This is a genomic window from Acinetobacter sp. YH16051, from assembly GCF_013417135.1.
Taxonomy (GTDB): Bacteria; Pseudomonadota; Gammaproteobacteria; order Pseudomonadales; family Moraxellaceae; genus Acinetobacter; species Acinetobacter towneri.
Window position 1 is genome coordinate 65,931 of the sequence record NZ_VPEN01000006.1, and the last position, 25,085, is coordinate 91,015.

Sequence of the window (25,085 nt, forward strand, 5' to 3'; positions counted from 1 at the left end):
AAGATCATGCAAAAATAATTTTACATGGCTAGGCGGCTCAAGCAGCAAAAAATATGCTGATCTTTCGCTGACGATGCAGCGAATAAGGTTGTGCTTGGTTTGGTTAAAGCTGTGTTAAAAATATTTAGATGCGTCAATCTACAACCTAGTTGAACTATGGATGAAGTTGATCTGCATCTGCTGCATTTTTACAGCATTCACCGTGTTTGAAAGGTCAATAGACACTATTCAAGGTATAAAAAAAGTTGTATTGCGCAACTTTAAAAACTACAGCAAAATCGGATTTTACTATAAAAGTTCAAAATTAATCTGATTTTATTACATGAATAAAACAACATCAATTTATTTTGCATACAGCAAAGTCATTATATACCGTCTGTTATATGCGGGATAAAGTATTTCCTTGCTTTTTGGCCAAGTATGCCTTGAAAGACTTCGGCAATTAAGATTCAGGCAATTGATCAGGTGTTGGCTCACTATCCAATTGCTGTAAGCGTTGCAGCAATTCCTGTTTTTGTTCGGCAGTTAAATGGTTTTGAATCTGCTGCAAAATTTCAGCCGTGCCTAATTGTGTTGGGTTTTGTTCTTGTAGGCTGACGTCTTCTGTCGTGTGAGTGGTTTCTAGCACATCAGCATAAATTTCTGCAAACTGCGGTTGTAAACTTTGCCATGCGATGGGATGCAGCTGTTGATGTTCCAGTTTTAAACATTGAAAGCGTTCCGCTTGTTCCAAAAGTTCGCTGCGGTTGCCTGTGGCAATAATTTGTAAGCGCGGAAAAGCTTGATGTAAACGGGTCAGTATTTGTGCGGCCTGTTGTTGATCGAGCTGATGATCAATCTGGTCAATCAACAAAATACCATCTCCCTCGCGACACGGATACAAACTGTTTGGGTTTAGCAAACAGAGGCGACGTACAATATCGCCTACCAGAGCAATCCAGTTGCGCTGACTGTTCGACAATTGCTGATACAGCATATCTTTGCCCTGACAGCGCACCATGAGTTGTAATTTAGGCAGATGTTGTAGATATAGGTCTTCAATTTCAGGCAGCACGATTTGTAAGGCATCTTTCAGTGCTTGTAAACTCGGTGCATGCATTTGGGTATAGGCATGCAATAAGGACTGATTCAGGGTTTGTGCGAGTTCGCTTTGTTGTTGCTGATATAGCTTGTGTAAAAGCTGCGCACTTTGGGCATTTTCAATATCGGAAATTTCCCGCAACCATTCAAAAAAACGAGTAAATGTCGTGAATGGAATCGCAGCAATTTCGTAGGCATGTCCAGGTTGTAAAATCAGCGGATTATTTTTATTGAGTAAATTAACTTCATTCACGAAGCGTTCTGCAGGGTAGTAGGCAATCAGCGGTAGACCTTGCATCGGGTCATGTTTAATGGCGTGTTGATAGAGCTGCACCATTTTTTCAAGCTTGGCGGTTTCTGCTTTGCTTACTCCTACGCCGCTACTATTCAGGGTTTTATATAATTGCCAGTCACAATGTTGGGTGCTTTCAATTTGCGTGTTGCTTGATTCTGCCAAACTGCCTATTTCTGCTGGAATTTCCACACAAACATCAATTTTAGCTTGCAAGCGGTTGAACAAAATATCTTGATCTTGCATCACCAAACCCGCAGTGCGTAAGTCTTTATAGCGAGCGGCAAACCAAGTCAGTGCTTGATAACTAAATCGTAACAGCGAGGTTTTACCCGCGCTTTGGTCTGCCAAAATAAGCGTAATGGGCAGGTCGTGATAATTGAGTTCGAGTTTTAGGTCTGCAAAATGGGTGATGTGTCTGAAATGAACCGATGTAATTTTCATAGCGCACCTGCTGCAATTACCCCACCGCTTTGCGTAACGATGTCGGCATTTTTATTTTCAGTTGTTGTACCAAATCGTAAATATGATGAATATTTAAACTGACTTTAGCACGTGTGCATGCCACGTACAGTAATCTTAATTCTTCATCGCTAATTTTATGCTCTTTGTCGTTCAGTTTAAATTGGTAGTCGTCTTCAATATGTACCCGATTCCATTCTAAACCTTTGGCTTTATGCGCTGTCGAAATAATATAGTCGGCTTGGTCAATTGGGGTGATTTTTGCCAACGCCCGTTTGAGTGGATTAGTACCATGATCATCCACCAGTTTGACCAAAGGTTTAATGTCGCTGCCATCGTTGGTTTCACAATATTCATGTACATCATGCCAAGAGTTAAACCATGCCAGTTCCGGAACGTCGGTCACACGTTTGCCTTGTTTGAGCATCGCGGCAGCATCCACAAAACGGTTTAAGCGCACATGGTCGGCTTGCAGACTGACTTTATCGCCATGCACTAAACCTGCCAGTAGCAGTTCCATGGCACGGGCGTTGGTACGGCATAAAATCGCATCACGCATTTTGGTATGCGGTTTGTTGACCACTTTGGAATGTAATTCTGGATTGCCCAAGAGTGGCACGGTTTCATTCAGCCCACCTAAAATGGCATTGGCGGTCAGGGCAATTTCTTCACCAAAACGGAACGATGTGGTCAGTCGTGATTCAGGCAAAGGTAATTGCTGCATGGCATTGATTGCACCACGCCAAGCATAGATTTGCTGATGCGCATCGCCCACATAAATCACTTGAGTATTACGTTGCTTGAGTAAAATGCCCAGCATGAGCGGGTCGGCATCTTGAGCTTCGTCAAACAGCACATAATCGGCAGGAATGTTGGGTTCAGACAAGGCCCAAAGTTTCAGATAAATATCGTGTCCAATGCCTGCCTGATGATTCGGGTCAATTGACTCCAACCAGCGTCGTTCTACCGCAGGATAAAGATGCTTTTGTAAGGTGTCGATGTCATCTGGATGCAACCAACTGGGTGCTTGTAAATGTCGTGGGGCAGGGTATTGCGAACTGGTCGAGCAGAAATGACTCACGGCATTGGCCACCAAACTGGCTAAACGACTTGGCATCAACACATATTTTTCATAGCGTCCGCCCATCATACGTCTAAGGGTAATCGGTTCTAAACGATACTCTTTGGCAATAAAACTTGGACTTAAACGGGGTAGGCGTAATTTGTCGGTGACTCCACGTGGAACGCTGCGATATGCAAGCGAGTGAAATGTACGACAATCGACCTGACGATGAAATTTACTTTGTGCTTCTGCGGCAATGGCTTTGTTAAATGCCAAGTACATGCCACGCCGTTCTGGCATGGCATCACTGATCATTTGTAAGGTCGTGGTTTTACCTGTACCTGCATAGGCAATCACTTTAAAAGATTTGCCCAGACGTGCATTATCTATAGCAGTGGCTTGCTCATAGGTCGGGCGAGGCTTGGTGATTACAGACACAGATCAGGGTTGGCTTTTCGCGTTAATGGCTACGGTTGGCTTTTTCAACCAAGCCTGATAAACCTTGACGACGAGCCAATTCATTCAGTACCACTTGCGGTTCAATATCGAAATAACCCAACATGACAATGCTGTGGAACCATAAATCGGCCACTTCATAAATCAGGTCATTTTTGTTGTTGGCATTGGCTTCGGTGTTGAAATCTTTGGCGGCAATAATTGCTTCCACGGTTTCTTCACCGACTTTTTCCAAAATTTTATTCAAGCCTTTATGGTATAGCTTGGCTACATAAGATGAGTCAGGATTAGCGGTTTTGCGCTCGCTCATCATTTGCCCTAAATAAGCCAAAACTTCAACCTGTTCAGCTTGTGCCTTTGATTGGCTCATGGCTAAGGTGTGAGCATTGGCGGCTTGTTCACCATAAATTTGATTCGGGTCTTTCAGCTGTGCATCTACAATTTCCCAACCATTGGCGGTGAGTTTGCGATAGAAACAAGATTCACGCCCTGTGTGGCAAGCAATTCCACCATGTTGTTCAATTTGCAGGATAATCACATCGGCATCGCAGTCCAGACGAATCTCGTGCACAGTTTGAAAGTGTCCAGATTCTTCACCCTTGTGCCACAATTTATTGCGTGAACGTGAAAAATACACCGCCTGATTTTTTTCGGCAGTCAGTGCCAAGGCTTCACGGTTCATCCACGCCACCATCAACACACGTCCTGTTTGATGATGCTGTGCAATGGCAGGCACTAATCCTTGTTCGTTAAATTTTACTTCATCGAGCCATTGCAAGTTATTCATGAGTTGTTCACCAAAATTAATTTAAATTGTATGGACGCTATTTTCTGAGCGCACGATTTTGCATCGTCCCTATAGTGTACGTGATTCAAGACAATTTACCTAAATTATCTTGCCAGATTTGTACTGTCAAAGCGCTTGCATAAATTGAGGGAAGTTTTGTTTTTCTACCATTTCCAGAAATTCATCGCCCAAACGCTGACTTTCTGCCACCGATTGTTTCCATAAGCGAATGCGCTGTGCCTGATCTAAACCTTTTAAGGTGAAGTCTTTACGATCGGGCAAACGGCCTAAAGGCAAGCTGCTTAAATATTCTGCCGAAGGTGATAGCAAGAGTGTCCGGGCCTGATTTTCAGGATTGGCTTTACGATGCTTCAACATTTTATCAAACCAGCCAGGGGTAATGCTGTCGGTAAAGTGTGGGTACAGCACAATGCCCTGACTTTGGTAAGGTAAATCTAGATGGTAGTCAATTAAGCCACCATCCCGATAACTGCCCACGGGCGCATCAGGAATGTCACGAATAGCAGACATCACCCCGGGAATAGACGCTGAGGCGAGCAGCCACGGTGCGACATTCTGCTCATTCAGGGCTTGGTAATGGGTGACAAAATCATCCTCTACCATAAACTGCTGACCTTGCGCAGGTTGGCTGATGACGCGTTGCATAAATAAGCGGTTATGTTTGCGCGCAATGGCATTGCTACCAATAATTCCAGCCACAGATGCTAGCAAAGGCAAGGCTTGGTCACTTTGGAAAATATGTTGAGCTTTGACGGAAATGACCGTGAGGTGATAGTCAGGATGCTGAATCAGTTGTTGTTGCTGTCCCTGAATCAGTTCAAACAGCATATTTTGACAAATCTCAGCGACTTCTTGGCGCGACATTTTTTTATGAAAATACAAGTTGGTATATAAATCGGACAGGCGTTCAGTGCCTTGTTTTGCGCCCCACGCCAAAATACTGGCAAAGCGCCAACTGCCAATTGAAGAACCGACCACAGTACGACGCTTTGGGGCTTGGGCAAAAAACTCGCCAAAAATAGCTTGGTCTAAGCCTTGAATGCCAATACCTTTGGGGCCGCCTGCTGCACCTGGAATAATATCGACGTGTTGGGCATGTAAGCCTTCTTGTTCAATCAGTTGGCGTGCCAGATGTCCTGCGCGAATACTGAGTGCAGGGGCACGTTTATGCAAAAGCTGAGTCATGCTTGATCTATAACGCTACAAATGTGCATTAATTGTAGGCGTGGTGATTTTTGCAACAATGGCGAGAGGCATCATTTGGTGACTGATGAGTCATGCGGTAGTTTTTAGGATGAGTTAGAGAAAATCAGCGTGATAAAAAAGCCTGCTTTAAAACAGGCTTTCTAATTTTTTTATCGTCTAATCAGTTTGTTATCAAGCAATGTGGCTTTATTTAGCTATACGCCAAATCGCCAAGAAACTTGCCAACGCGATTAAAACAATAGAGACATACCACGGTGCAATAATCGCAATGGAGAGGAAAATGGCCATAATGCTGCCAAAAATCCAGCTGCGTTTTTGCTGATGTTCCATTTGCAGACGCATGCTTTGTAATTCATGCAATTGTTTGGAATGCCAAGCCGATTGGTTTTTTAAACCATTTAAACTGTCAATCATTAAACTTGGTAAGTCTTGTGCACCCAGTAACAGGTCAGGAATTTGCTGCCCAATTTCTTTGACATTTTTGACTGGATTCATATTGGCTTTAATCCAATCCGTTAAAATTGGTTTTGCCAGTTTCCAGATATCCAGTTCAGGATATAAGTCTGTGCCCAAGCCTTCAACGTGCACCAATGTTTTCAGGAGTAGCATCAATTGTGGTGGAATTTCCAAATGGAAACGACGTGCAATATCCATGACCTGAATCAGAATGCCAGCAAAGTCCAATTCGTGCATCGGTTTAGACACCATTGGCCCGACAGTACGACGCATTTCGCGGGCGAGGGCATCTTGATCTGTGCCTGGTGGAATCCAGCCAGCTTGATGTACGACTTGAATCAGCTGCATAAAGTTGCTGTTCATCACTGCTAGCAACATACGCGCTACGGTCATTTGGTCATGCTTGGACAGCTCGCCCATAATCGCACAATCTAGCGCAATAAAACGCGGATTATTCGGATTGATGGTTTCCACGAAGACGTTGCCAGGGTGCATATCGGCATGGAAAAAGTTGTCACGGAACACTTGGGTAAAGAAAATTGTGAGGCCTTTTTCTGCCAAATCGGCACGATCCATACCCAAACGATCAAAGGTTGCTGTGTCGGAAATTGGCACGCCTGTAATGCGCTCTGCCACCATTACATCTTTACTGTCCATATAGACTTCAGGCACATACATCATGCTTGAGCCTGTAAAGTAGTGACGCATGCGGCGGGTGTTATCCGCTTCTAAGGTCAAATCCAGTTCGTTGAGAATAATTTGACGATAGTCCTGAATAATTTCAGATAAATGTAGAGCACGTGCCGCTTCCAGACGTTTTTCCAGTGCTGCGCCGAGCCATTCCAAAATTTCAAAATCTTGTAGAATTTGCTGGCGAATATCGGGGCGGGTGACTTTAACCACGACTTCACGACCATCATGCAAGGCAGCGGTATGGACTTGCGCAATAGAGGCTGCTGCCAAAGGCTGTTCATCAAAACGGGCAAACAGGGTGTTGATGTCTGCCTTAAGGGATTGCTGAATTCGCATTTGTGCCACGTCAGAACCGAACGGTTTGACACGGTCTTGTAGCAATACCAATTGCTGTAAAACTTCAGGCGGAATCAGGTCACGACGCGTAGACAGCAATTGCCCAAGTTTAATTGCCAATGGTCCCATTTCTTCTAAAGCTTCTTTGAGCTTCAGCGGGTTTTTACGTTCTTTACTTGACCAAGCCGCAGGGTGCATGCGAATAAAACTGAGCGCATGACGTGCCTTTTCTGGTAGTTCTTCCGCAGGAAACAACGTGTCGAGTCTATAGTGCGCGGCAATGCGCCAAAGTTCGAGTAAACGTGAAACGTGCGGAATCATAAAGACTTATTCCCTAGGGTTGAGTGGAGTTTAAGGTGTCAGAAGCGGTATCTGGCTGTGCATCAAGCTGCGCTTGTAGCTGTTGAATTTTGGCTTCGGCGCGGTCTAAATTTTGTTGAAAAATGCGCGTGTCTTGTTGTAAGTCATCCATTTGCCAGCGTGGGGCAAATAGACCACTGTCTTCTTTTAGGGCATCTTCAGCAAAGAACAAATGGCTGTGTAGACTGCGTTTTAAATGCTTGGGTGCAAGCTGAATTTTGCCAACTTCATGAGCCAAAGCAGGACCAATCCAAGGGCTTAAATGTGCGGCCAAGTCTAGTTCAGCCTGCTGCATAATGCGCTGAATATCTTGTAAAAGATGATAGTCACCTTGTAGGGGAATATTGCCCACTTCATCGGATAGCAACAGTTTGAGCAATTGCACCACATTTTTAACATGCAAAGTGGTCGTTGCGGGGCTGATATTTTGCGCTTGATCAAACGGGCGTTGCTCAAAAATAGAAGGCTGCTCGCTGTGACCTGTTGCAGTAGGTTCTAAACGAACTTTGTTGTCATCAAAAAAGACATCTACAGAAAGCTGTGGCGAATCGAGCACCACACGCAACATTTTGCCGTGTAGTTGGTTGAGCTGGATGCGAGTAATCGCATCCAAATCAATAACATGATGAATCAGTTTCTCAACTGCACCAAGGGCGAGAATTGACCACATTGCGGTACGCCTTAGAGTTTAAAACCACGGTGAACGGCAACAATACCACCAGTCAGGTTGTGGTAATCACAGTTTTGGAAGCCTGCCTGTTCCATCATGCCTTTTAAAGTGCGTTGATCTGGGTGCATACGAATAGATTCAGCCAAGTATTTGTAGCTTTCTGAGTCGTTTGCGACAATTTTACCCATCAATGGCAATGCTGTGAATGAATATAAATCGTAGAGTTTTGAGAACGGTTCAAATACTGGTTTTGAAAATTCTAAAATCAATAAACGACCACCCGGCTTGAGTACGCGGTACATCGCTGCCAAAGCTGCATCTTTATCGGTCACGTTACGTAAACCAAATGAAATAGTCAGTAAGTCAAAGCTGTTGTCTTCAAATGGTTCTAAAGTTTCGGCATTCGCCAACACGAAATCGACATTGGTACAGCCTGCATCAATTAGACGGTCACGGCCAACATTCAGCATAGATTCGTTAATATCTGACAGTACCACATGACCTGTAGGGCCAACTTCACGGCTAAAGACTTTGGCTAAGTCACCCGTACCGCCTGCAATGTCCAGTACGCGCTGACCACGACGTACACCTGACATATTAATCGCAAAGCGTTTCCATAAGCGGTGAATACCAAATGACATTAAGTCGTTCATAATGTCGTATTTGCTTGCAACCGAGTGGAAGACTTCTGCGACTTTCTGGGCTTTATCTTCACTGCTGACGGTTTGGTAGCCGAAGTGTGTGGTTGCACCGACATTGCCTGTGTTGGCACCGCGCGGCAAATTATATTTTGGCACTGAACCCGTAACAGGTGTATCCGTTAATTTTTGTTCTAAAGATTGTTGCTGACCTTGTGGAGCGCCTTGCGGTAGAGGTTCGGTTAAGAATGGACTCACTTTGTCTGTTGGTTGTGCCGACTCGGGAGTAGCGGTAGGCGTTTGATTTTCATTCGACATTGGAGTCACTCCTCAGGATAAAAAGGCTTAAGGCTGCAGTGTATGCATGATGACAGATTCTAAGCACTTGTACAGTAATCATCATGCAATTGTTATGAATAATATACAGAAAAAACCAAAGATAGCGTAAGTGTGCTGAATAAGTGTTGGTTATTTCACACATTGGGATTATGAAAATGGATGTAAATCACCTGCATGTACTTTGGCAATAATTTCCCGTTCTGTGGTAGTAAATTGCTTCACAAATTTCTCTGCGGACTTTAATGGTTTCATGGCTAAAAAGCCATCTTGCATAAACTCATACATAATTTGAAAACTGTATTTTTGCGCCGCGCCTTTACACATTTTAAAAGCGGTATAGACCACAAAAGAGCGCATATATTTATCTAGGTTTTTACCCAGTTCATCCAACATATTTAATTGTTTTAAGCGTGCTTCGCCCTGATCGAGCTTTAAATAAGTCAGACGCATCATCTCATCATTTAAAGGCATATTTTCAGGATAGTCCTGTAGCAATTGTATCGCGACTTGTTCATCTAACTGCACTGCCAAAATCGCCAGACTTACCCCAGAAGTCCCTGTTTTTATTGCATTTTCAGGGATGATTTTTTCAGCTTTGTGTGCATATTTCAGTAGGCGAGCAATTTGACCTGCCAAAGCGTCAAAATCTGGACCGCCATATAAGCGGTTTAAAAAATATTCAGCCATCAAGACATTGTGCTTTTCGGCAAACTGTGTGGCATGGGTGCGTTGCATACGCTGTTTTTGCCATGCTTGAACATCTTGTAAGCGTTGAAAAAGCATAGGATTTTTATGATATTTAAATTGATAATACAGTTCTAACAGCTCATCTAAAGCAGCAAGTTTAGACATAGGGTGTCTCATTATTGAGTTGAATGGGCAAATCTTAATGTGAGTTTGATCTCGTCGCTATGACAAATTACACAGAATTCCAAACGGCAAAGGTCAGTGTGTGAGATTAATCTACAAAAATACGCGAAAAGTTGTTAAAAAATGGGTCGATATTCGTATACTGATCAAAGTCTGTCGCTCATTCTAATATCGTAAATATAGACGAATGATCAGCAGAGCTTAAATAACACAACAATAGGGTAGATGATGTCACAAGCACATACTGAATTTAAACTCATGGAAGAAGAACAACTTTCAGTCGAGCTAATTGAAGCCCAATATGCTTTAAAAAATACCAAAGGTGAAAAAAATGCCAAAAGTTTGCTGATTTTAGTGAGCGGCATTGAATTGGCGGGGAAAGGAGAGTCGGTCAAACAACTTAGGGAATGGGTCGATCCGCGTTATTTAAGGGTAAAAGCCGATGCGCCACACCCGTTTAATCCCAAACAGACACTTTGGCAGCCTTATGCACGTTTTATTCCTGCCGAAGGTCAAATTATGGTGATGTTTGGCAATTGGTATAGTGACTTATTAAGCACAGCCATGCATGTGTCTAAAAAAATTGATGACACCATGTTTGATAACTATGTCGAAAAAATGCGTGCCTATGAAGAAGACTTAAAAAATAACCATGTGGATGTCATTAAAATCTGGTTCGATTTATCGTGGAAATCACTACAAAAACGACTAGATGATATGGAACCGAGCGAAGTGCATTGGCATAAATTGCACGGCTTGGATTGGCGCAATAAAAAGCAATATGACAGCTTGCAAAAGCTGCGCCAACGCTTTACCGATGACTGGATTATGATTGATTGCGAAGATGAAACCATCCGCGATCAACAATTTGCACAGCATATTTTACGTGCTTTAGAGCATTGTCCTGTGCATCCGACCAGTTCAGGCATCACTTGGCAAGCTGCAGAAATTCCAGAAGTTTTGCTTAATCCTGTATCTGAATCGGTCAATGAGGATGACTATAAAGCAGAGTTAAAGAAACTCACGAAAAAAGTGGCAGATGCACTGCGTTTAGATAACCGTAATGTCAGCATTGTTTTTGAAGGAATGGACGCAGCAGGCAAAGGCGGTGCGATTAAACGGATTGTAAAAAAACTGGATCCGCGTGAATACGAAATTTACACCATTAGTGCACCTGAAGCCTTTGAAATCAGTCGTCCTTATTTGTGGCGTTTTTGGACGAAAATTCTGCCTGAAGAAAAAATCAATATTTTTGACCGTTCTTGGTATGGGCGGGTATTGGTAGAACGTGTAGAAGGTTTGATTAGCCCACTGGAATGGCAACGTGCTTATGACGAAATCAACCGCTTTGAAAAAGACTTAAATGACCATCAAACTGTTGTCATTAAATTTTGGTTAGCCATTAGTAAAGATGAGCAGGAGCTGCGTTTTAAAGCACGTCAGGAAACCGCACATAAGCGTTTTAAAATTACAGATGAAGACTGGCGCAACCGTAGCCGTTGGGATGATTATTTGGTGGCAGCGGCAGATATGCTGCAACGTACCAGTACCGAATATGCACCGTGGCACATCATTCCGAGTAATGACAAAAATGCAGCACGTTTGGAAATTTTAAGAACCATCTTGAAACAACTCAAGGCAGAATAATCTGCCTCGAGGAGGCAAAGACTGCGTGTTAAGTTAGCTGAATTTGAGTCTGTTTAGTTTAAAAATTAAGCATTCACAACTTTGGCTTGTTTAAGCTGAATGCTTTTTGCCAGTTTATAGCTTTCTTCAACATGCGTTTCGGCAATTTTTTTCATAATAAAATAACCCAAACCTGCTGCCACCATTTGTCCACCCAATGGAATAAACTTGGTGACTTGTTTGGTGATGTACTTGGCTGCGACATTATTCAGGGATTTTTTTACTGCAGTACGCGCCACGACTAAGCCTGAAAATTCCACACCGCGTTTACGCAATTCGCTCCAGTGGACTTTTCGGGTTTCAGGATCATACACGCTGACTTGCTCAGGAGATAAGCCAAAACGTGCATTAATTTCTGGAATCAGTTGCGACAAGATGCCCACATCAATGACAACGTCTAAGAACGGCACAGGAATGACGGCTGCACCTGCAGAAAAATAGGCACGTTTTTTGACCAGTTCTAGGCATTCTGCACGAATCATTTCCAAGTCTAGGCTTGGATCAATACTGTCTGGAATTGTCTCTCTTTTTATCATAAGTACAACCTTAAAATGGCGGATAATCGTATGCTGTTTGGTAAATTAAACCACTTTATTCAAAGCACTTTTTGAATAAAGTAGGCAATAAAAGTATGCTTGTAAAGTGGCATACACCGTTGTAAGTGTATAGCCAATAATCTTTATTCTTTTGTTGTGCTTGAGGCAAATGATAGATCAACGGCCTTCTAGTACATTTAATACATTCTTATTCAAAATAAATTAAAGGATACCTTATGGCGATTCATGTCATACAAAGCCAACGTATAGAAGTTTTAGTCAATGAAATGCTGAAAACCATACGTCAACCGACATCGAATCCGCTTCAGGTGCTACAAACCCAGCATTTTATTGTGCCTTCAGTGGCAGTAGAAAAGTGGCTGACGGAAAAAATAGCCGAGCAAAAAGGCATTAGTGCCAATACTGAATTTCATCATCGTATTCGTGCCTTTCAATGGGCGGCTTATCAGGCAGTTTTAGACGATAAAGATCGGGTACGTCAGGCAAATATTCCGCGTATTGTGATGCAATGGCGTGTGTTTTATGACTTGCAACCGTGGATACAACACGAACAAAACCCACTTCCTGCCGAGCATGCTTTACATCGTTTGATTCAGCGAATTTATGACAGCGCAGAGCAATTGTCACAGGGTTTAGAAAAGCAGCTCAAAAAGCAAAACATGCTGTATTGGGTGGCAGATAAAGTTTCACGTTTATTTAGCAATTACATGGTTTATCGTGGTTTTTGTCAAAAAGGCTGCGAAGGTGTCTGCCAATGCCAAAGCAATTGGTTGGCGGTTTGGGGACAGCAAAAACGCCTGAATTTAAAGCAGCAAATTTATATCCCTAAAAACTTTGAGAGTGAAGAAGAAAAACAAGCGGCATTGGAAATAGCCGCATTTACTCAAGAGCAGGCCGAAGAGTTAGAGCAATGGCAAAGTTGGTTGTGGTTGCATATTTTTCATGCAGATTTTGAAAAAATGCAGGAGATTGATCTGCAATTTTGGCAAGCTTTGGGCGAGCCTGAAAATCCAAATTCGTGTATTAACAAATTACCCAAACAGTTGGTGATTTTTACCTTATTGGATTTGCCGCCAAGTCAGTTGCTGTTTATCCGCCGTTTGGCGCAGTATATGGATATTTTTATTCTGCATTACAACCCATCGCAAGAATATTGGGCAGACATGGTCGATCCTAAGTGGAAATTAAACATGGATGCGCGAATCAAAAGTCGTTTTATTCGTGAGATGGAAAGTCAAAATAAAACCGTAAGTGATGATGATATTGCTGCATATATCAAAAAATATAATGGCGAATTTAATGCCGATATGCGCGAGTCACATCATCCTTTGCTGACACGCTTTGGTAAACAGGCACGTGATCACTTTTCTTTATTGGCGGCGTTGTCAAGTGGTGATGAAGGCGAGTGGTATGATCTTTTTCCTGAAGAAGAGCCGCAGCATTTACTGGGTAAAATTCAATCGGATGTATTGAATTTGGTTGAGCCAGTCGCGCAGGCGTATGACTTAGATCCTGCCGATGAGTCATTGCAAATTCATGTGTGTCATTCAAGTTTACGTCAGCTTGAGGTACTCAAAGATCGTTTAATTGCATGGCTAGGACAAGATGACAGCCGCCAAGCCAGTGATATTTTGGTATTGAGTCCGAAACTCAAAGAACAAGAGTCTTTAATTCGCAGCGTATTTGCTGCACCGCCAAGTGAGCGTGATCTCTATCAGAAAGGACAACAAAAAGCACAGCAGAATCAAGCTACTTTAGGGCATCAACTCAGTCAAGATAGTGTGTATTTGCCTATTCAAATAGCAGGTATCAGCTCTTTAGATATTCACAATGCTTGGCGTGCGGTGGTTGGGCGTATAGCGTTGGTACAAGGACGTTTTAGCTTTGAGGAGTTTGGTGACTGGTTGAGTTTAGCTGCCACACAACAGCGTTATGCCTTGAATTTAAACAATATTGAGCGCATGAATGAGTTGTTGGCCAATGCAGGTTTTAAACGTGGTTTAGATGCCGAGCATTTAAAACGCAGCCTGAGTGCAGATGATCAAGATTATCGGTTCAGCTTAAAGTTTGCTTTAGATCGTTTGGCTTTGGGCGTTGCAGTGCCAGAGCATTGCGTGGTTCAGCACACTTTAAGTTATGCCGATGTGCAAAGTAGCGATTTTGAATTGATTTTTAAACTGGTTCAAATTTATCAGGATTTTGCACAGCGCCGTGATTGGCTAATTCAGCATGAATTGGGGCAAGCCAAAACGGTGGAATATTGGCTTAAACAACTGATGCAAGACCTGAGTGAGTTTCAGGATGCAGGGGTAGATGTGTTGGCATCGGTGTTTAGTTTGGTGCAAAAACATGACCGTATGCTGACCTTAGCCAGTTATTTTGATGTGCAGTCGGGTCAAGATTTGCGTCATTTAAGCTTACCGCTGGATTATATTCTGCAAGAAATTTCAGCCCAGCTCGAAACCCAACTCGAACAAGCCAGTCCATCGGGCGCCATTACCTTTAGCCAAATTGGTGCAATTCGTCCACTGCCGTATAAGCTGATTGTGATGCTGAATTTGGACAATGGCGTGTTCCCAAGTCGTGACCAGCAATTGGCTTTTGATTTGATGCAATTATTAAAACCACAACTCGGAGATCGTTCACGCATTGAGGATGATCAAGGGGCATTTTTAGATAGTTTATTGTTGGCGCAAGACAGTGTTTGGTTATTTTATAACGGTTTTGATGTCAGCGATGGTGAGGTACGTGATCCATCCGTGCTGGTGCAGGAATTTGTGCAGCATTTGGAGTTGATTGTGAAACATCCCGATGAAGCTAGCGATTCACGCTTAAATTTGAATGGTGTCGAGATTCCCGCACAATTGAAATCTCTTTATCACTTACATAGTTTGCAACCTTTTGATCAACTGCGTTTTGCCGAAAGCCGTGAAGTTCGCTTTAAAGATCAATGGTATCGGGTTGCCAAACAAATGCAGCAAGAAACCACACCACGCGAAGCATGGTTTGGTGAATATCCATTATTGCCACAAGACGTGGTGGTACTCGACAGTATGCAATGGATTCGAGATGTATGTTTCCCTGCACGTGCCTATTTAAAAGCGATTGGAGTCGAAAATTTACAATCCGACACTGCTGCAATGAACCATGAGCCACTGATTTTAAATGGCTTGGAAAAATATAGTGTGCGTGATTTTTTACTCCAACATGGCACGCAAGATGCAGAAAGCTTGTTGCAAGATACTTTACCTGTGGGCAAAACTTTAAATGCCACGTTTAAAACGGGACTGCAAGAACAGCAATATTTACGTGACATACTGCAGCAGTTTGCAGATGAGGCAACCGCAACAACGCAACAGCTTTGGAAAATGAATCCGCATTTGCATATTCGTATTCAAGTGCCTGAACAGCCGACAAAGCTTTGGTGCAGCGTGGTGGCAGCGAGTGCCAGACCAAGAAAATATGCCGAAGTGTGGTTGGAATATCTGTTCTGGGTGGCGTATCAGAACACAGAACAACAAGATTTAGAGCGGATTGTGGTGTGTAAAGATGCGGTGATTCATTTTGCCAATATCAATGCACAGCAAGCACACGAGTATTTAGCCCAGTGGTTTGAGTTCTGGAAACACGCACAGCAATATCCTGTGTTATTGCCTGCGGCTTTGGTTTTAAAAATGAAAGATAAAAAAGAATTTGAAATTCAGTGGGATGAAGCTCAGTCCGATCAGGTTTTGAATATGGAAAGCTTCGTAAAACATTGGCATGACGGTGCTAGGAGGAGCTTTATTGATGAAAGTGAGAAAAATCACCCAGACTGGTCATTTATTTTTCAAGACAGTGAAACTGAACCGTTGTTGATTGAGGCATTTCAGCAATATAGCCATCGACTGTATCAGCCCATCATTGAAAATTATGAATCTGCGAAAAATCTTCAAAAACAAGGGGAATCTGCGTGAACTCATCTAGCCCATTCCCAATTTGTTATGACCCAATTCAAGAGATGCAATTTAAAGGCTTGCATTGGATTGAAGCATCGGCAGGTACAGGAAAAACCTATACTTTATCTAGTTTGATGGTGCGGATTTTCCTGAAAGATTATTTGCCTAATCAGGTGATTGCGACCACATTTACCCGTGCCGCAGCAGCCGAGCTAAAAAGTCGTATTCGTGCACGTTTGCTTGAAACCCAACAATATATCGATCAGTGTTTAAACCAGTCTTTAGATCAGCGTGCCCTTGCAGAGAAAATTACACAACTACAAGACCCTTTACTCAAACATATTTTGCAGAAATATCGTTTAAAACTGGACTATGCCAGTTCACGTTTGAAGTTGGTGATTGCACAACTCGATGAATTATTTGTCGGAACGCTGGATAGCTTTAGCCAAAAATTATTGCGTGAATTTTCCTTTGAAAGTGGCAAAATTGAGCGCGCCAATATTACTGACCAAGCATCGGTCTATACCGAACAATTGGTGCATGATGTGCTGCGTGAATGGATTCAGGCACAGCCTCAGCATGTTGTGGACTATATGCTGTTATGTGGGCGGTTGAAATCGGCAGCCAATTATGAGGGTTTGGTCAATACCAGTTTAAATTTTGCATCGGCAGAGATTCAAGGCATAGATCAGGCACAGTTGGAGGTTCAGGATTTAGCAGAGGCGTTGCAGAATTTAGCCAGTATCACCATGACGCAAATTGAAGAATTAAAAGAATATTATGATGGTGAATATAGCTTTAATTTTTCCCATTATGTCGCGGGGAGTGATAAGAAGGGGTTGCAGCCACTATTTACAGTGACTTTGCCAAAACTGATTGAAAAAATTAAGCACAGCCCTTTAGAACATTATTTTAATTCACATCTTGCCGCATTGTTTAATGCGGTCTTTGCACTATATTTGAACCAAGACGGTAAGCTCAGAAAATCAATTTTTAACAAAGCGAAAGCGCCATGTACGCAAGAGGTGCAAGATGCTTTTTTTGATCATCCTGTAATCCGAAAAATTAAAGCAGTTGTGGATGCCAAACTTAATTTTGAGCGTCAAATTGAATTGGTGGATACCAATTTAAAATTCTATTTGGTACAACACGTCAAGCAGCGTTTACCGCAACTTTTACAGCAAAAAGGGGAAACCACTTTTGCCCAACAAATTCGCAGCTTAGCCGAAGCGTTGCAGGGCGAACGTGGGCAGCGTTTTGCGCAGTTTGTGCATACCCGTTATCCACTGATTTTGGTGGATGAGTTTCAGGATACTAACCAAGATCAAGACGACATGCTGGCGCAAATTTGGCGTAATCCGAAGTGGTATGCGCGCGGTTGCATGATTATGGTGGGCGATCCTAAGCAGGCGATTTATGGTTTTCGCGGTGGCGATATGCTGACCTATAACAATGCCCGTGATGACGTGCTGAAAAAGCAAGGTCGCATTTATTCACTCAGACAAAATCATCGTTCAGTGAAAGAGTTGGTCTGTGTGGTGGACGAGCTATTTCAACGCCAACCCGCTTTTGGTGAAAAAGTGATTTATGAACCTGTCATTGCAGGTTCACGTCCTCATCCTGCTTTAATGGATCGGCAACAGGTCAATCCTGCACCGCTGCGTTGGGTGACGGTGGAACATGATCAGGATGAATCCATTCAAATTGCATGGAAAATTCGCGCGTTATTAAATCAAGGTATCGCAGGCGATTTATATTTTGATCATTCTGAAGGCAAAGTTGCTTTGCAAGCTGATGATATTGCCATTTTATCGACCAGTCATCAAAAGCTAGATCAAGCCCAATACGAGCTTGAGCGGATTGGAATTCAGGTCAATAGAAGTAGCCAGCGCAGTGTTTTTACAGGCTTTTTAGCCAAAGATGTGGCGGCAATTTTAACTGCAATTTTACATCCTTATGATGAAGCCAAGGTCAAGCGTGCCTTACTGACACGTTTATTGGGTTATAACCTGCAACAGTTGATTGAACTTGAGCAACAGGGGTTAGGTCAGTTTATTTATGACTTCGACTGCATTCGGGAAATGTGGGTCAATAAAGGCTTTTTAACCGCATGGAATTACTGCCTGAACTTATTTAAAATTTGGGAAAATTTGGTGGCAAAACGCAGTTTTGACAATGAACGGCATGTGGTGAATTTACGCCATTTAACCGAATTGCTGAGTCGTCAAAGTGAACGCCATCAAGGGGCTTACATGCTGTATTACTGGTATTTACAGCAAGTTGAATCACCTGCCAAACGCGATTGGGAAATTGAACGAAAACTTTCTAATGCGGCAGGCGTGAAATTGATGACCATTCACCAGTCCAAAGGCTTGGAGTTTAAAGTGGTCTTTTTGATGTCGGCAGATCAGCCGCCCAAATCTGACAAGTCTGCTTTGGTGTTTGCAACGCAGGAAGAGCAAGGCATTGAGCAACGTATCATTGCCATTAAACATAAAGACATAGATGCCACAGCAATGCAGCAGCACAGTGAGCGCCGTTTGGCAGAGTTGAATCGGCTTTGGTATGTGGCACTCACCCGTGCCAGTTATCGGGTCTATGCGATGCTAAAACAGCCTACGCCTGCAAAAGAAGGTAAAAAAGAGGCTGCACCAAAATCTGCTGGTTTAAATGTCTGGCGTTTACAAGCGCCAAGTTCAGCAGAAATTGCAGCAGCATGGAGCTGTGATGAAGCACCTCTGACACAATTGGCGGCAGCATTACAACTTGAACAAGTGCAAGAAATTAAGATTGAAGCTGCAGATTTTCCGCAGCGTCGCTTTTATCCACGAACCAAAACCAGTTTTAGTGGCTTGGCACAACATTTACCTGCCGCCATGCGTAGCGATACTTTGGCATTGGCAAGCGAGGAGCAGGCTGCTGCTGCCGACGAAATCAATCAGGAACCTGTCGAAACGGAACAGGAAATCGTACAGGTGGCTCAACCGATTGCATGGATCAAAGCTAATTTTCAGCGTGGTACTCAAGCGGGGAGTTTTTTACATAAACTCTTTGAATATATCGACTTTCAAGCCAGTCATGATGACATTTTTGAAGAAGTCAAACGCCGTTTTCATAACGACAAAGAGTTTAATTCAGATGTGTTATTGGTAGATTTGATTGCAAAACTCGACACTGCCAAAGGCAGCGCGACTGTGCAGGAAGCAGATATTTTTGCGCACATGACCGAGTGGCTGAAGGATGTGTTGAATACTCCTTTGCACGATACTTTCCAGCTTTCCGCCTTATCTACTGCACATTATTTATCAGAGTTTCCATTCTATTTGGCGTTGGCAGATCAGCGCTTATTTATTCAAGCAATTCAGCAATTGTTTGAAGATGCGGGACATCCTATTCAAGATTTAAATGAAGCCGCTACTGCGCGTTATCTGACAGGCTCAATTGACTTGGTTTATTTTGATGGGCAGTGTTATCACATTGCCGACTATAAGAGTAATTATTTGGGTGCCGATCAGCGCGATTATGAAAAAACCAACCTTGAACACAACATGACCCAATCGAGTTATTGGTTACAAGCGGCCTTGTATTTGGTGGCGTTGCACCGTTATTTGAGCAGTCGTTTGCAAGATTATGATATTCGGCAACATTTGGGTGGAGCCAGTTATTTGTATTTGCGTGGTATGCAGGGGCAAGCAGGGCAAGGGGTTTGTCATTGGCGGCCAGATGCGGAATTTATTCTGCAACTAGATCAAATATTGGGTTACTTTGAACTTAAAAAATAACGCTAAGTCAGCTTATCGACTTAATAAAACAATTGCTTATCCTGTGGATAACTTTGAGGATAACTGTGTGGAAAACAAGCATATTCACTTAAATTCAGCTCAAACGCCAATGCAGGCGTGGATGGATTACCTATGTCAGCCGCCATTTAGCAATGTCACTTTTGATGCTTCAGCGCAAATTTTGATGCAACAGGTACTCGATGCTATTCAGCAAGGGGATAGCTGTATTCCTGCAACCGCAGAACAAGTGGCGGCATTGCAACATTTGCACATGAACTTGCAGCGTAGCGCTTTAAATCCTGATCCACAAATTGCACCGTTTGTATTTGATGGGCAGCGTTTGTATTTGTATCGCTACTGGAAACTGGAACATCAGGTTGCTAGCGATATTTTACGGATTCAGGCGCAGCCGCCTTTGTCCTTTGAATTACAAGCCGAACAGCTTAATTTATTGCAAGATCCACAGCAGCAAAAAGCGTTACAGACTGCGGCAACTCAAAGTTTAAGTATTATCACTGGTGGGCCAGGTACAGGAAAAACCTATACTTTGGCGCATATTGTTGCGGTGCTTAATCAAGCTTTGCCAAATATTCGGATTGCGATGGCTGCACCAACAGGCAAAGCGGCACAGCGGATGGATGAAGCTTTGCAAAATGCCTTGAATAGTCAAGCTTTACAAATGTTTAATGTCGATGCTTTACGTCAATTACGACCCGTGACTTTGCATCGTTTATTGGGCTTAGGCAATACAGGCAAGCCACGTTTTCACGCTAAACAACCTCTACCTTATGACGTGATTGTGGTCGATGAAGCGTCGATGCTGGATTTAAGCCTGTCACAGATGTTATTGGCTGCCATTCCTGCGCAGGCACGTTTAATTCTGTTGGGCGATGCTAATCAATTGGCTTCAGTCGATGTCGGTACGGTATTGGCTGATTTACAGCAAGTGCCTGAGTTGGCAAATAACCGTGTCAATTTAGTGACTACACGCCGTTTTGCCGAAGGTGCAAAAATTGGTGCAATGGCGAAGTTTATTCAGCAAGAACATTCTTCTGCACAGGTTTTGGCTGAGTTTGAACAGCAAGTCGTGGCAGCGGGCGAATTAAAGCCAATTCAATTTAAGCAAGTCGAAATAGATGCCCTACAACTGCAATATTTACCTCAGCAAAATGGGCAAATTTCAGCGGAAGATTTAGCACATTATTATGATCAGCTGATGTATGGTTATCAGGCTTATGTAGCGGTATTAAAAGCACATACTTTAGGCTTGGAACAATCCAGTACAGCATTTCAAGCGCATGTTGAGAATGTGGTGAATGTATTTGATGATTACCGTATTTTAACCGCAATTCGTCATGGTCATTTGGGTTTACAACAACTGAATTTGCAGATTGAAAAACGCTTGTTGCAACAGTTAAAACAAACCAAACATGGCGATTGGTATGCAGGACGCCCCGTCATGATGACCTATAACGATTATCAACTGGGGTTGTCGAATGGTGATATTGGCATCTGTTTTATGCGAGAGCAGAATGATCAGCGCCAGTTTGAAGTATATTTTCCAAGTTTAAATAAGTGGGTGCCTGCAACACGCTTACCTAAAAATATTGAAACCGCATTTGTACTTACTATTCATAAATCGCAAGGTTCTGAATTTACTCATACAGCTGTGGTGTTGGATGCTGCGGCAAAAAACTTGCTGAGTAAGGAGCTGATCTACACTGCCATTACCCGTGCTAAAAAAGTCGTAAGTTTGTTGGTGGATACGCAAGCTTTGCAGCAAGCTTTGATGATTCGTACCCGTCGCAGCAGTGGTTTATTAGCCAGAATTAATGACGCTTTGGATTGTTAAGTAAAACTGAATAAGAGATGGTTTTGTACGAAATGGCTTACATTGATTCGAGAAATTTGCGCATAGAGATTTCAAGATCTTTTTGAGAAGATGACTTCACATAAAAAGCTCAATAGGGATAGTTGAGCATAATCGCAGAATAATAACGATAAATGTCGAAAGACAGCGAACTGACAGGACGTGAGTGAGAAGAGGAAACTTACAGCCGCTAAGCCTTGTAGTTTTGGGAGAGACTACAGGGCTTTTTTATGCCTGTAAGTTTGGGTGATTTGCAAAATGCTGACAATGCTTACCTGTTGTAAGAAAAAGCTTACAAACAGATACGAGAAATACGACTTCTTTCACTTTAGTATTGTGGCAAAATCTACCACACAAGGACGTGAAAGCAAGAACAGGAATGTTCAGAGAATAAGACGCGAAAACGCGCAAATAACCACAATAAACAAGACAATAAGAATAATAAGACAAGAAACTACAGCGCAAAAAACAGCCCGAGCTATGCTCGGGCTGTTTTATTTTAACGGCAAAATATTCCAGTGGATGAAAAGCAGTTGGCAAAATATTACATATTATCAATCATATACAATTGTATATTTATTTTCCTTAGACACTTTATACCTAACATGATGTGTATACCCTTAGCATAAATCATACTTTTATTGGTACATCTCAAAATTAAAAGTGCTTGTTTGTCGTTCTGTTTTGCAATCGGCACGTTTTTGCCTTAAAATAATGCCCTTGCTGTAGTGATGCACGGCAGTCAATTGAGCAATCAATTGATCGGTATCAAATCTTTTTATTAAGCATCTCGGAGAAATCGAATGGCTTTAACAAACGCAGATCGCGCAGAGATCATCGCTAAATTTGCTCGTGCTGAAAACGACACTGGTTCACCAGAAGTTCAAGTAGCGCTTTTAACTGCTCAAATCAATGACTTACAAGGTCACTTCAAAGAGCACAAACACGACCACCATAGCCGTCGCGGTCTAATCCGTATGGTTAACCAACGTCGTAAGTTACTTGACTACCTTAAAGGCAAAGATGTGACTCGTTACAGCGCATTGATTGCTGCTTTAGGTTTACGTCGTTAATTCGATTTAAGCTTTTATTTTCGGACTATTGCATGTTGAATGCTGTATTACTGAAAACTAAAGTATATCTAGCCTTGGCTAGATCAGTGGAAGGGGCGAATGATTCGCTCCTTCTTTGTGTTTAAAAATCGTGTTTCATTCGAGTGAGGTCGGCTTCTAAGCTTTGTCATTTACCTAAACAATTGTATTGTGAATGCCAAACCTTAGGGGTCTCCACGAGAATAATTGTTCACAAGAACTAGGAAAAAATAAAACATGTCGATGTTTAATATTATTCGTAAAGAATTCCAATTTGGTCAGCACCAAGTTGTACTTGAAACTGGTCGTGTAGCGCGTCAAGCCAACACGGTAATGATTACTATGGGTGGCGTGACTGTATTGGTTGCAGTGGTTGCTCAACCAACAGCAAAAGCGGGTCAAGATTTCTTCCCACTGACTGTTAACTATCAAGAAAAACAATATGCTGCAGGTCGTATCCCAGGTGGTTATGGTAAGCGTGAAGGCCGTGCTTCTGAAGCAGAAACTTTAATTTCACGTTTAATTGACCGTCCAATTCGTCCGTTGTTCCCAGAAGGTTACTACAACGAAATTCAAGTTACTGCGACTGTTGTATCTTCTGACAAAACCATGGAAGCTGACATTGCTGCAATGTTAGGTACGTCTGCTGCACTTGCAATTGCAGGTACACCGTTCCGTGGCCCAATTGGTGCGGCGCGTGTGGGTTTAATCAACGGCGAATACGTGCTTAACCCGAACTTTGAACAAATGGCGCAATCTGACCTTGACCTTGTGGTTGCAGGTACAGAATCTGCTGTATTGATGGTTGAATCTGAAGCAAAAGAACTTTCAGAAGACCAAATGTTAGGCGCAGTGCTTTACGGTCATGACGAAATGCAAATCGCGATTCAAGCGATCAAAGAATTTGCTGCGGCTGCAGGTGCAACTGAGTCAACTTGGACTGCTCCAGAGAAAAACGAAGACCTTCGTGCAAAACTAAAAGAAGCGTTTGAAGCAAAAATTTCTGAAGCGTACACCATTGCGATCAAACAAGACCGTTATGCTGCATTAGATGCACTTCAAGCAGAAGCAGTTGCGCAATTCGTTCCTGAAAATGACGAAACTGGCATTGCAGATGACTTGAACGAACTCTTTGAAGATCTTAAATACCGTACCGTACGTGACAACATCTTGTCTGGTAAACCACGTATTGATGGTCGTGACACCAAAACCGTTCGTGCGCTTGACGTACAGGTTGGCGTTCTAGACCGTGCGCACGGTTCTGCATTGTTTACCCGTGGTGAAACTCAGGCTTTGGTTACCACCACTTTAGGTAATACACGTGATGCCTTGATGGTTGATACCTTATCGGGTACTAAAACTGACAACTTCATGTTGCACTACAACTTCCCTGCATATTCAGTAGGTGAAACAGGTCGTGAATCTGGCCCTAAACGTCGTGAAATTGGTCATGGTCGTTTGGCACGTCGTGGTGTGCAAGCAGTTCTTCCTGCAGCAGATCGCTTCCCGTATGTGATTCGTATCGTATCGGACATCACTGAATCAAACGGTTCATCTTCTATGGCGTCTGTTTGTGGTGCATCGTTATCACTTATGGATGCAGGTGTTCCATTGAAAGCACCAGTTGCGGGTATCGCAATGGGCTTAGTGAAAGAAGGCGAGCGTTTCGCTGTACTTTCTGACATTTTGGGTGATGAAGACCACCTTGGCGACATGGACTTTAAAGTTGCGGGTTCTGCCAACGGTATTACTGCATTGCAAATGGACATCAAGATTGAAGGCATCACTGAAGAAATCATGGAAGTTGCATTAAACCAAGCTTATGCAGGTCGTATGCATATCTTAAATGCAATGAACCAAGTGATTTCACGTGCGCGTCCAGAAATTTCAATGCATGCGCCAACTTTCCAAGTGATTAACATCAACCCAGACAAAATTCGTGATGTAATTGGTAAAGGTGGTGCTACCATCCGCCAAATTACTGAAGAAACTAAAGCGGCAATTGATATTGAAGACAACGGTACAGTGCGCGTATTTGGTGAAACCAAAGCTGCTGCACAAGCTGCTGTTGCAAAAATTCAGGCTTTAACTGCTGAAATCGAGCCGGGTACAATTTACACAGGTAAAGTAATCCGTATTGTTGAATTCGGTGCGTTCGTAAATATCCTTCCGGGTACTGACGGTTTACTTCACATTTCTCAAATTTCAAATGAGCGTATTGCCAACGTTGCAGACGTGTTGAAAGAAGGTCAGGAAGTGAAAGTACAGGTTGCTGATGTAGACAACCGTGGTCGTATCAAATTAACTATGAAAGATATCGAACAAGCGTAATGCTGTGTTGATGATCTGAAATGGTCAAAAAACCCGTATTCAATCTGAATGCGGGTTTTTTTATGCTAAAAATTTTGTTGCATCGTACAAACCATCTTTGT

General features: G+C 42.8%; 15 protein-coding genes. 6 read left to right on the forward strand and 9 right to left on the reverse strand.

What is annotated here, in order from left to right; translation table 11 throughout:
• Nucleotides 1–442: 442 nt before the first annotated feature.
• The 8 genes from FTV41_RS07065 to FTV41_RS07100 all read right to left on the reverse strand — a co-directional run bounded on the left by FTV41_RS07065 (nucleotide 443) and on the right by FTV41_RS07100 (nucleotide 9,711).
• A complete protein-coding gene (locus FTV41_RS07065) occupies nucleotides 443–1,816 on the reverse strand; it encodes an AAA family ATPase (protein WP_154321107.1) in 1,374 nt (457 codons plus the stop codon).
• A 16-nt stretch (nucleotides 1,817–1,832) separates the two neighbouring features.
• Nucleotides 1,833–3,335 (reverse strand): UvrD-helicase domain-containing protein, encoded by a 1,503-nt coding sequence (locus FTV41_RS07070; protein ID WP_004975892.1) that lies wholly within the window; start codon nucleotides 3,333–3,335, stop codon nucleotides 1,833–1,835.
• 22 nt (nucleotides 3,336–3,357) lie between these two features.
• The gene (hisIE, locus tag FTV41_RS07075; protein WP_004975893.1) at nucleotides 3,358–4,140 is read right to left on the reverse strand and encodes a bifunctional phosphoribosyl-AMP cyclohydrolase/phosphoribosyl-ATP diphosphatase HisIE; all 783 of its coding nucleotides are present in this window, start codon (nucleotides 4,138–4,140) and stop codon (nucleotides 3,358–3,360) included.
• A 126-nt stretch (nucleotides 4,141–4,266) separates the two neighbouring features.
• The gene (locus tag FTV41_RS07080; protein WP_179996329.1) at nucleotides 4,267–5,346 is read right to left on the reverse strand and encodes a patatin-like phospholipase family protein; all 1,080 of its coding nucleotides are present in this window, start codon (nucleotides 5,344–5,346) and stop codon (nucleotides 4,267–4,269) included.
• Nucleotides 5,347–5,553: 207 nt separating this feature from the next.
• Nucleotides 5,554–7,173 carry an AarF/ABC1/UbiB kinase family protein gene (locus tag FTV41_RS07085; RefSeq protein WP_179988492.1) on the reverse strand — a complete coding sequence of 540 codons (1,620 nt, stop codon included), beginning with the start codon at nucleotides 7,171–7,173 and terminating at the stop codon, nucleotides 5,554–5,556.
• Between the two features lie 13 nt (nucleotides 7,174–7,186).
• On the reverse strand, nucleotides 7,187–7,882 hold the full coding sequence (locus tag FTV41_RS07090; RefSeq protein WP_004975904.1) for an SCP2 domain-containing protein: 696 nt from the start codon (nucleotides 7,880–7,882) through the stop codon (nucleotides 7,187–7,189).
• A gap of 11 nt (nucleotides 7,883–7,893) precedes the next feature.
• Nucleotides 7,894–8,838 (reverse strand): bifunctional demethylmenaquinone methyltransferase/2-methoxy-6-polyprenyl-1,4-benzoquinol methylase UbiE, encoded by a 945-nt coding sequence (gene ubiE / locus FTV41_RS07095; RefSeq protein WP_004975907.1) that lies wholly within the window; start codon nucleotides 8,836–8,838, stop codon nucleotides 7,894–7,896.
• Between the two features lie 168 nt (nucleotides 8,839–9,006).
• Nucleotides 9,007–9,711 carry a hypothetical protein gene (locus FTV41_RS07100; RefSeq protein WP_004975910.1) on the reverse strand — a complete coding sequence of 235 codons (705 nt, stop codon included), beginning with the start codon at nucleotides 9,709–9,711 and terminating at the stop codon, nucleotides 9,007–9,009.
• A gap of 246 nt (nucleotides 9,712–9,957) precedes the next feature.
• Here FTV41_RS07100 and FTV41_RS07105 point away from each other — a divergent pair, with 246 nt between their 5' ends.
• Complete coding sequence (locus FTV41_RS07105) at nucleotides 9,958–11,376, forward strand: phosphate--AMP phosphotransferase (protein WP_179996330.1); 1,419 nt, start codon at nucleotides 9,958–9,960, stop codon at nucleotides 11,374–11,376.
• Nucleotides 11,377–11,441: 65 nt separating this feature from the next.
• Here the strand turns inward: FTV41_RS07105 and FTV41_RS07110 are convergent, their stop codons facing one another.
• A complete protein-coding gene (locus FTV41_RS07110) occupies nucleotides 11,442–11,951 on the reverse strand; it encodes a hypothetical protein (RefSeq protein ID WP_004975913.1) in 510 nt (169 codons plus the stop codon).
• A 236-nt stretch (nucleotides 11,952–12,187) separates the two neighbouring features.
• On the opposite strand from FTV41_RS07110, the gene FTV41_RS07115 reads away from it, so the two are divergent.
• From FTV41_RS07115 to pnp, 5 genes are all read left to right on the forward strand, one after another.
• Nucleotides 12,188–15,928: an exodeoxyribonuclease V subunit gamma gene (locus tag FTV41_RS07115; protein ID WP_179996331.1), complete on the forward strand. Its 3,741-nt coding sequence runs from the start codon at nucleotides 12,188–12,190 to the stop codon at nucleotides 15,926–15,928.
• Nucleotides 15,929–15,972: 44 nt separating this feature from the next.
• A complete protein-coding gene (locus FTV41_RS07120; RefSeq protein ID WP_179996356.1) occupies nucleotides 15,973–19,692 on the forward strand; it encodes a UvrD-helicase domain-containing protein in 3,720 nt (1,239 codons plus the stop codon).
• 109 nt (nucleotides 19,693–19,801) lie between these two features.
• Nucleotides 19,802–21,544 (forward strand): exodeoxyribonuclease V subunit alpha, encoded by a 1,743-nt coding sequence (gene recD, locus FTV41_RS07125; protein WP_218945162.1) that lies wholly within the window; start codon nucleotides 19,802–19,804, stop codon nucleotides 21,542–21,544.
• A gap of 821 nt (nucleotides 21,545–22,365) precedes the next feature.
• Nucleotides 22,366–22,635 (forward strand): 30S ribosomal protein S15, encoded by a 270-nt coding sequence (gene rpsO, locus FTV41_RS07130; protein WP_004975922.1) that lies wholly within the window; start codon nucleotides 22,366–22,368, stop codon nucleotides 22,633–22,635.
• 261 nt (nucleotides 22,636–22,896) lie between these two features.
• Nucleotides 22,897–24,984 (forward strand): polyribonucleotide nucleotidyltransferase, encoded by a 2,088-nt coding sequence (pnp, locus tag FTV41_RS07135; RefSeq protein ID WP_171257431.1) that lies wholly within the window; start codon nucleotides 22,897–22,899, stop codon nucleotides 24,982–24,984.
• Nucleotides 24,985–25,085: the final 101 nt, after the last annotated feature.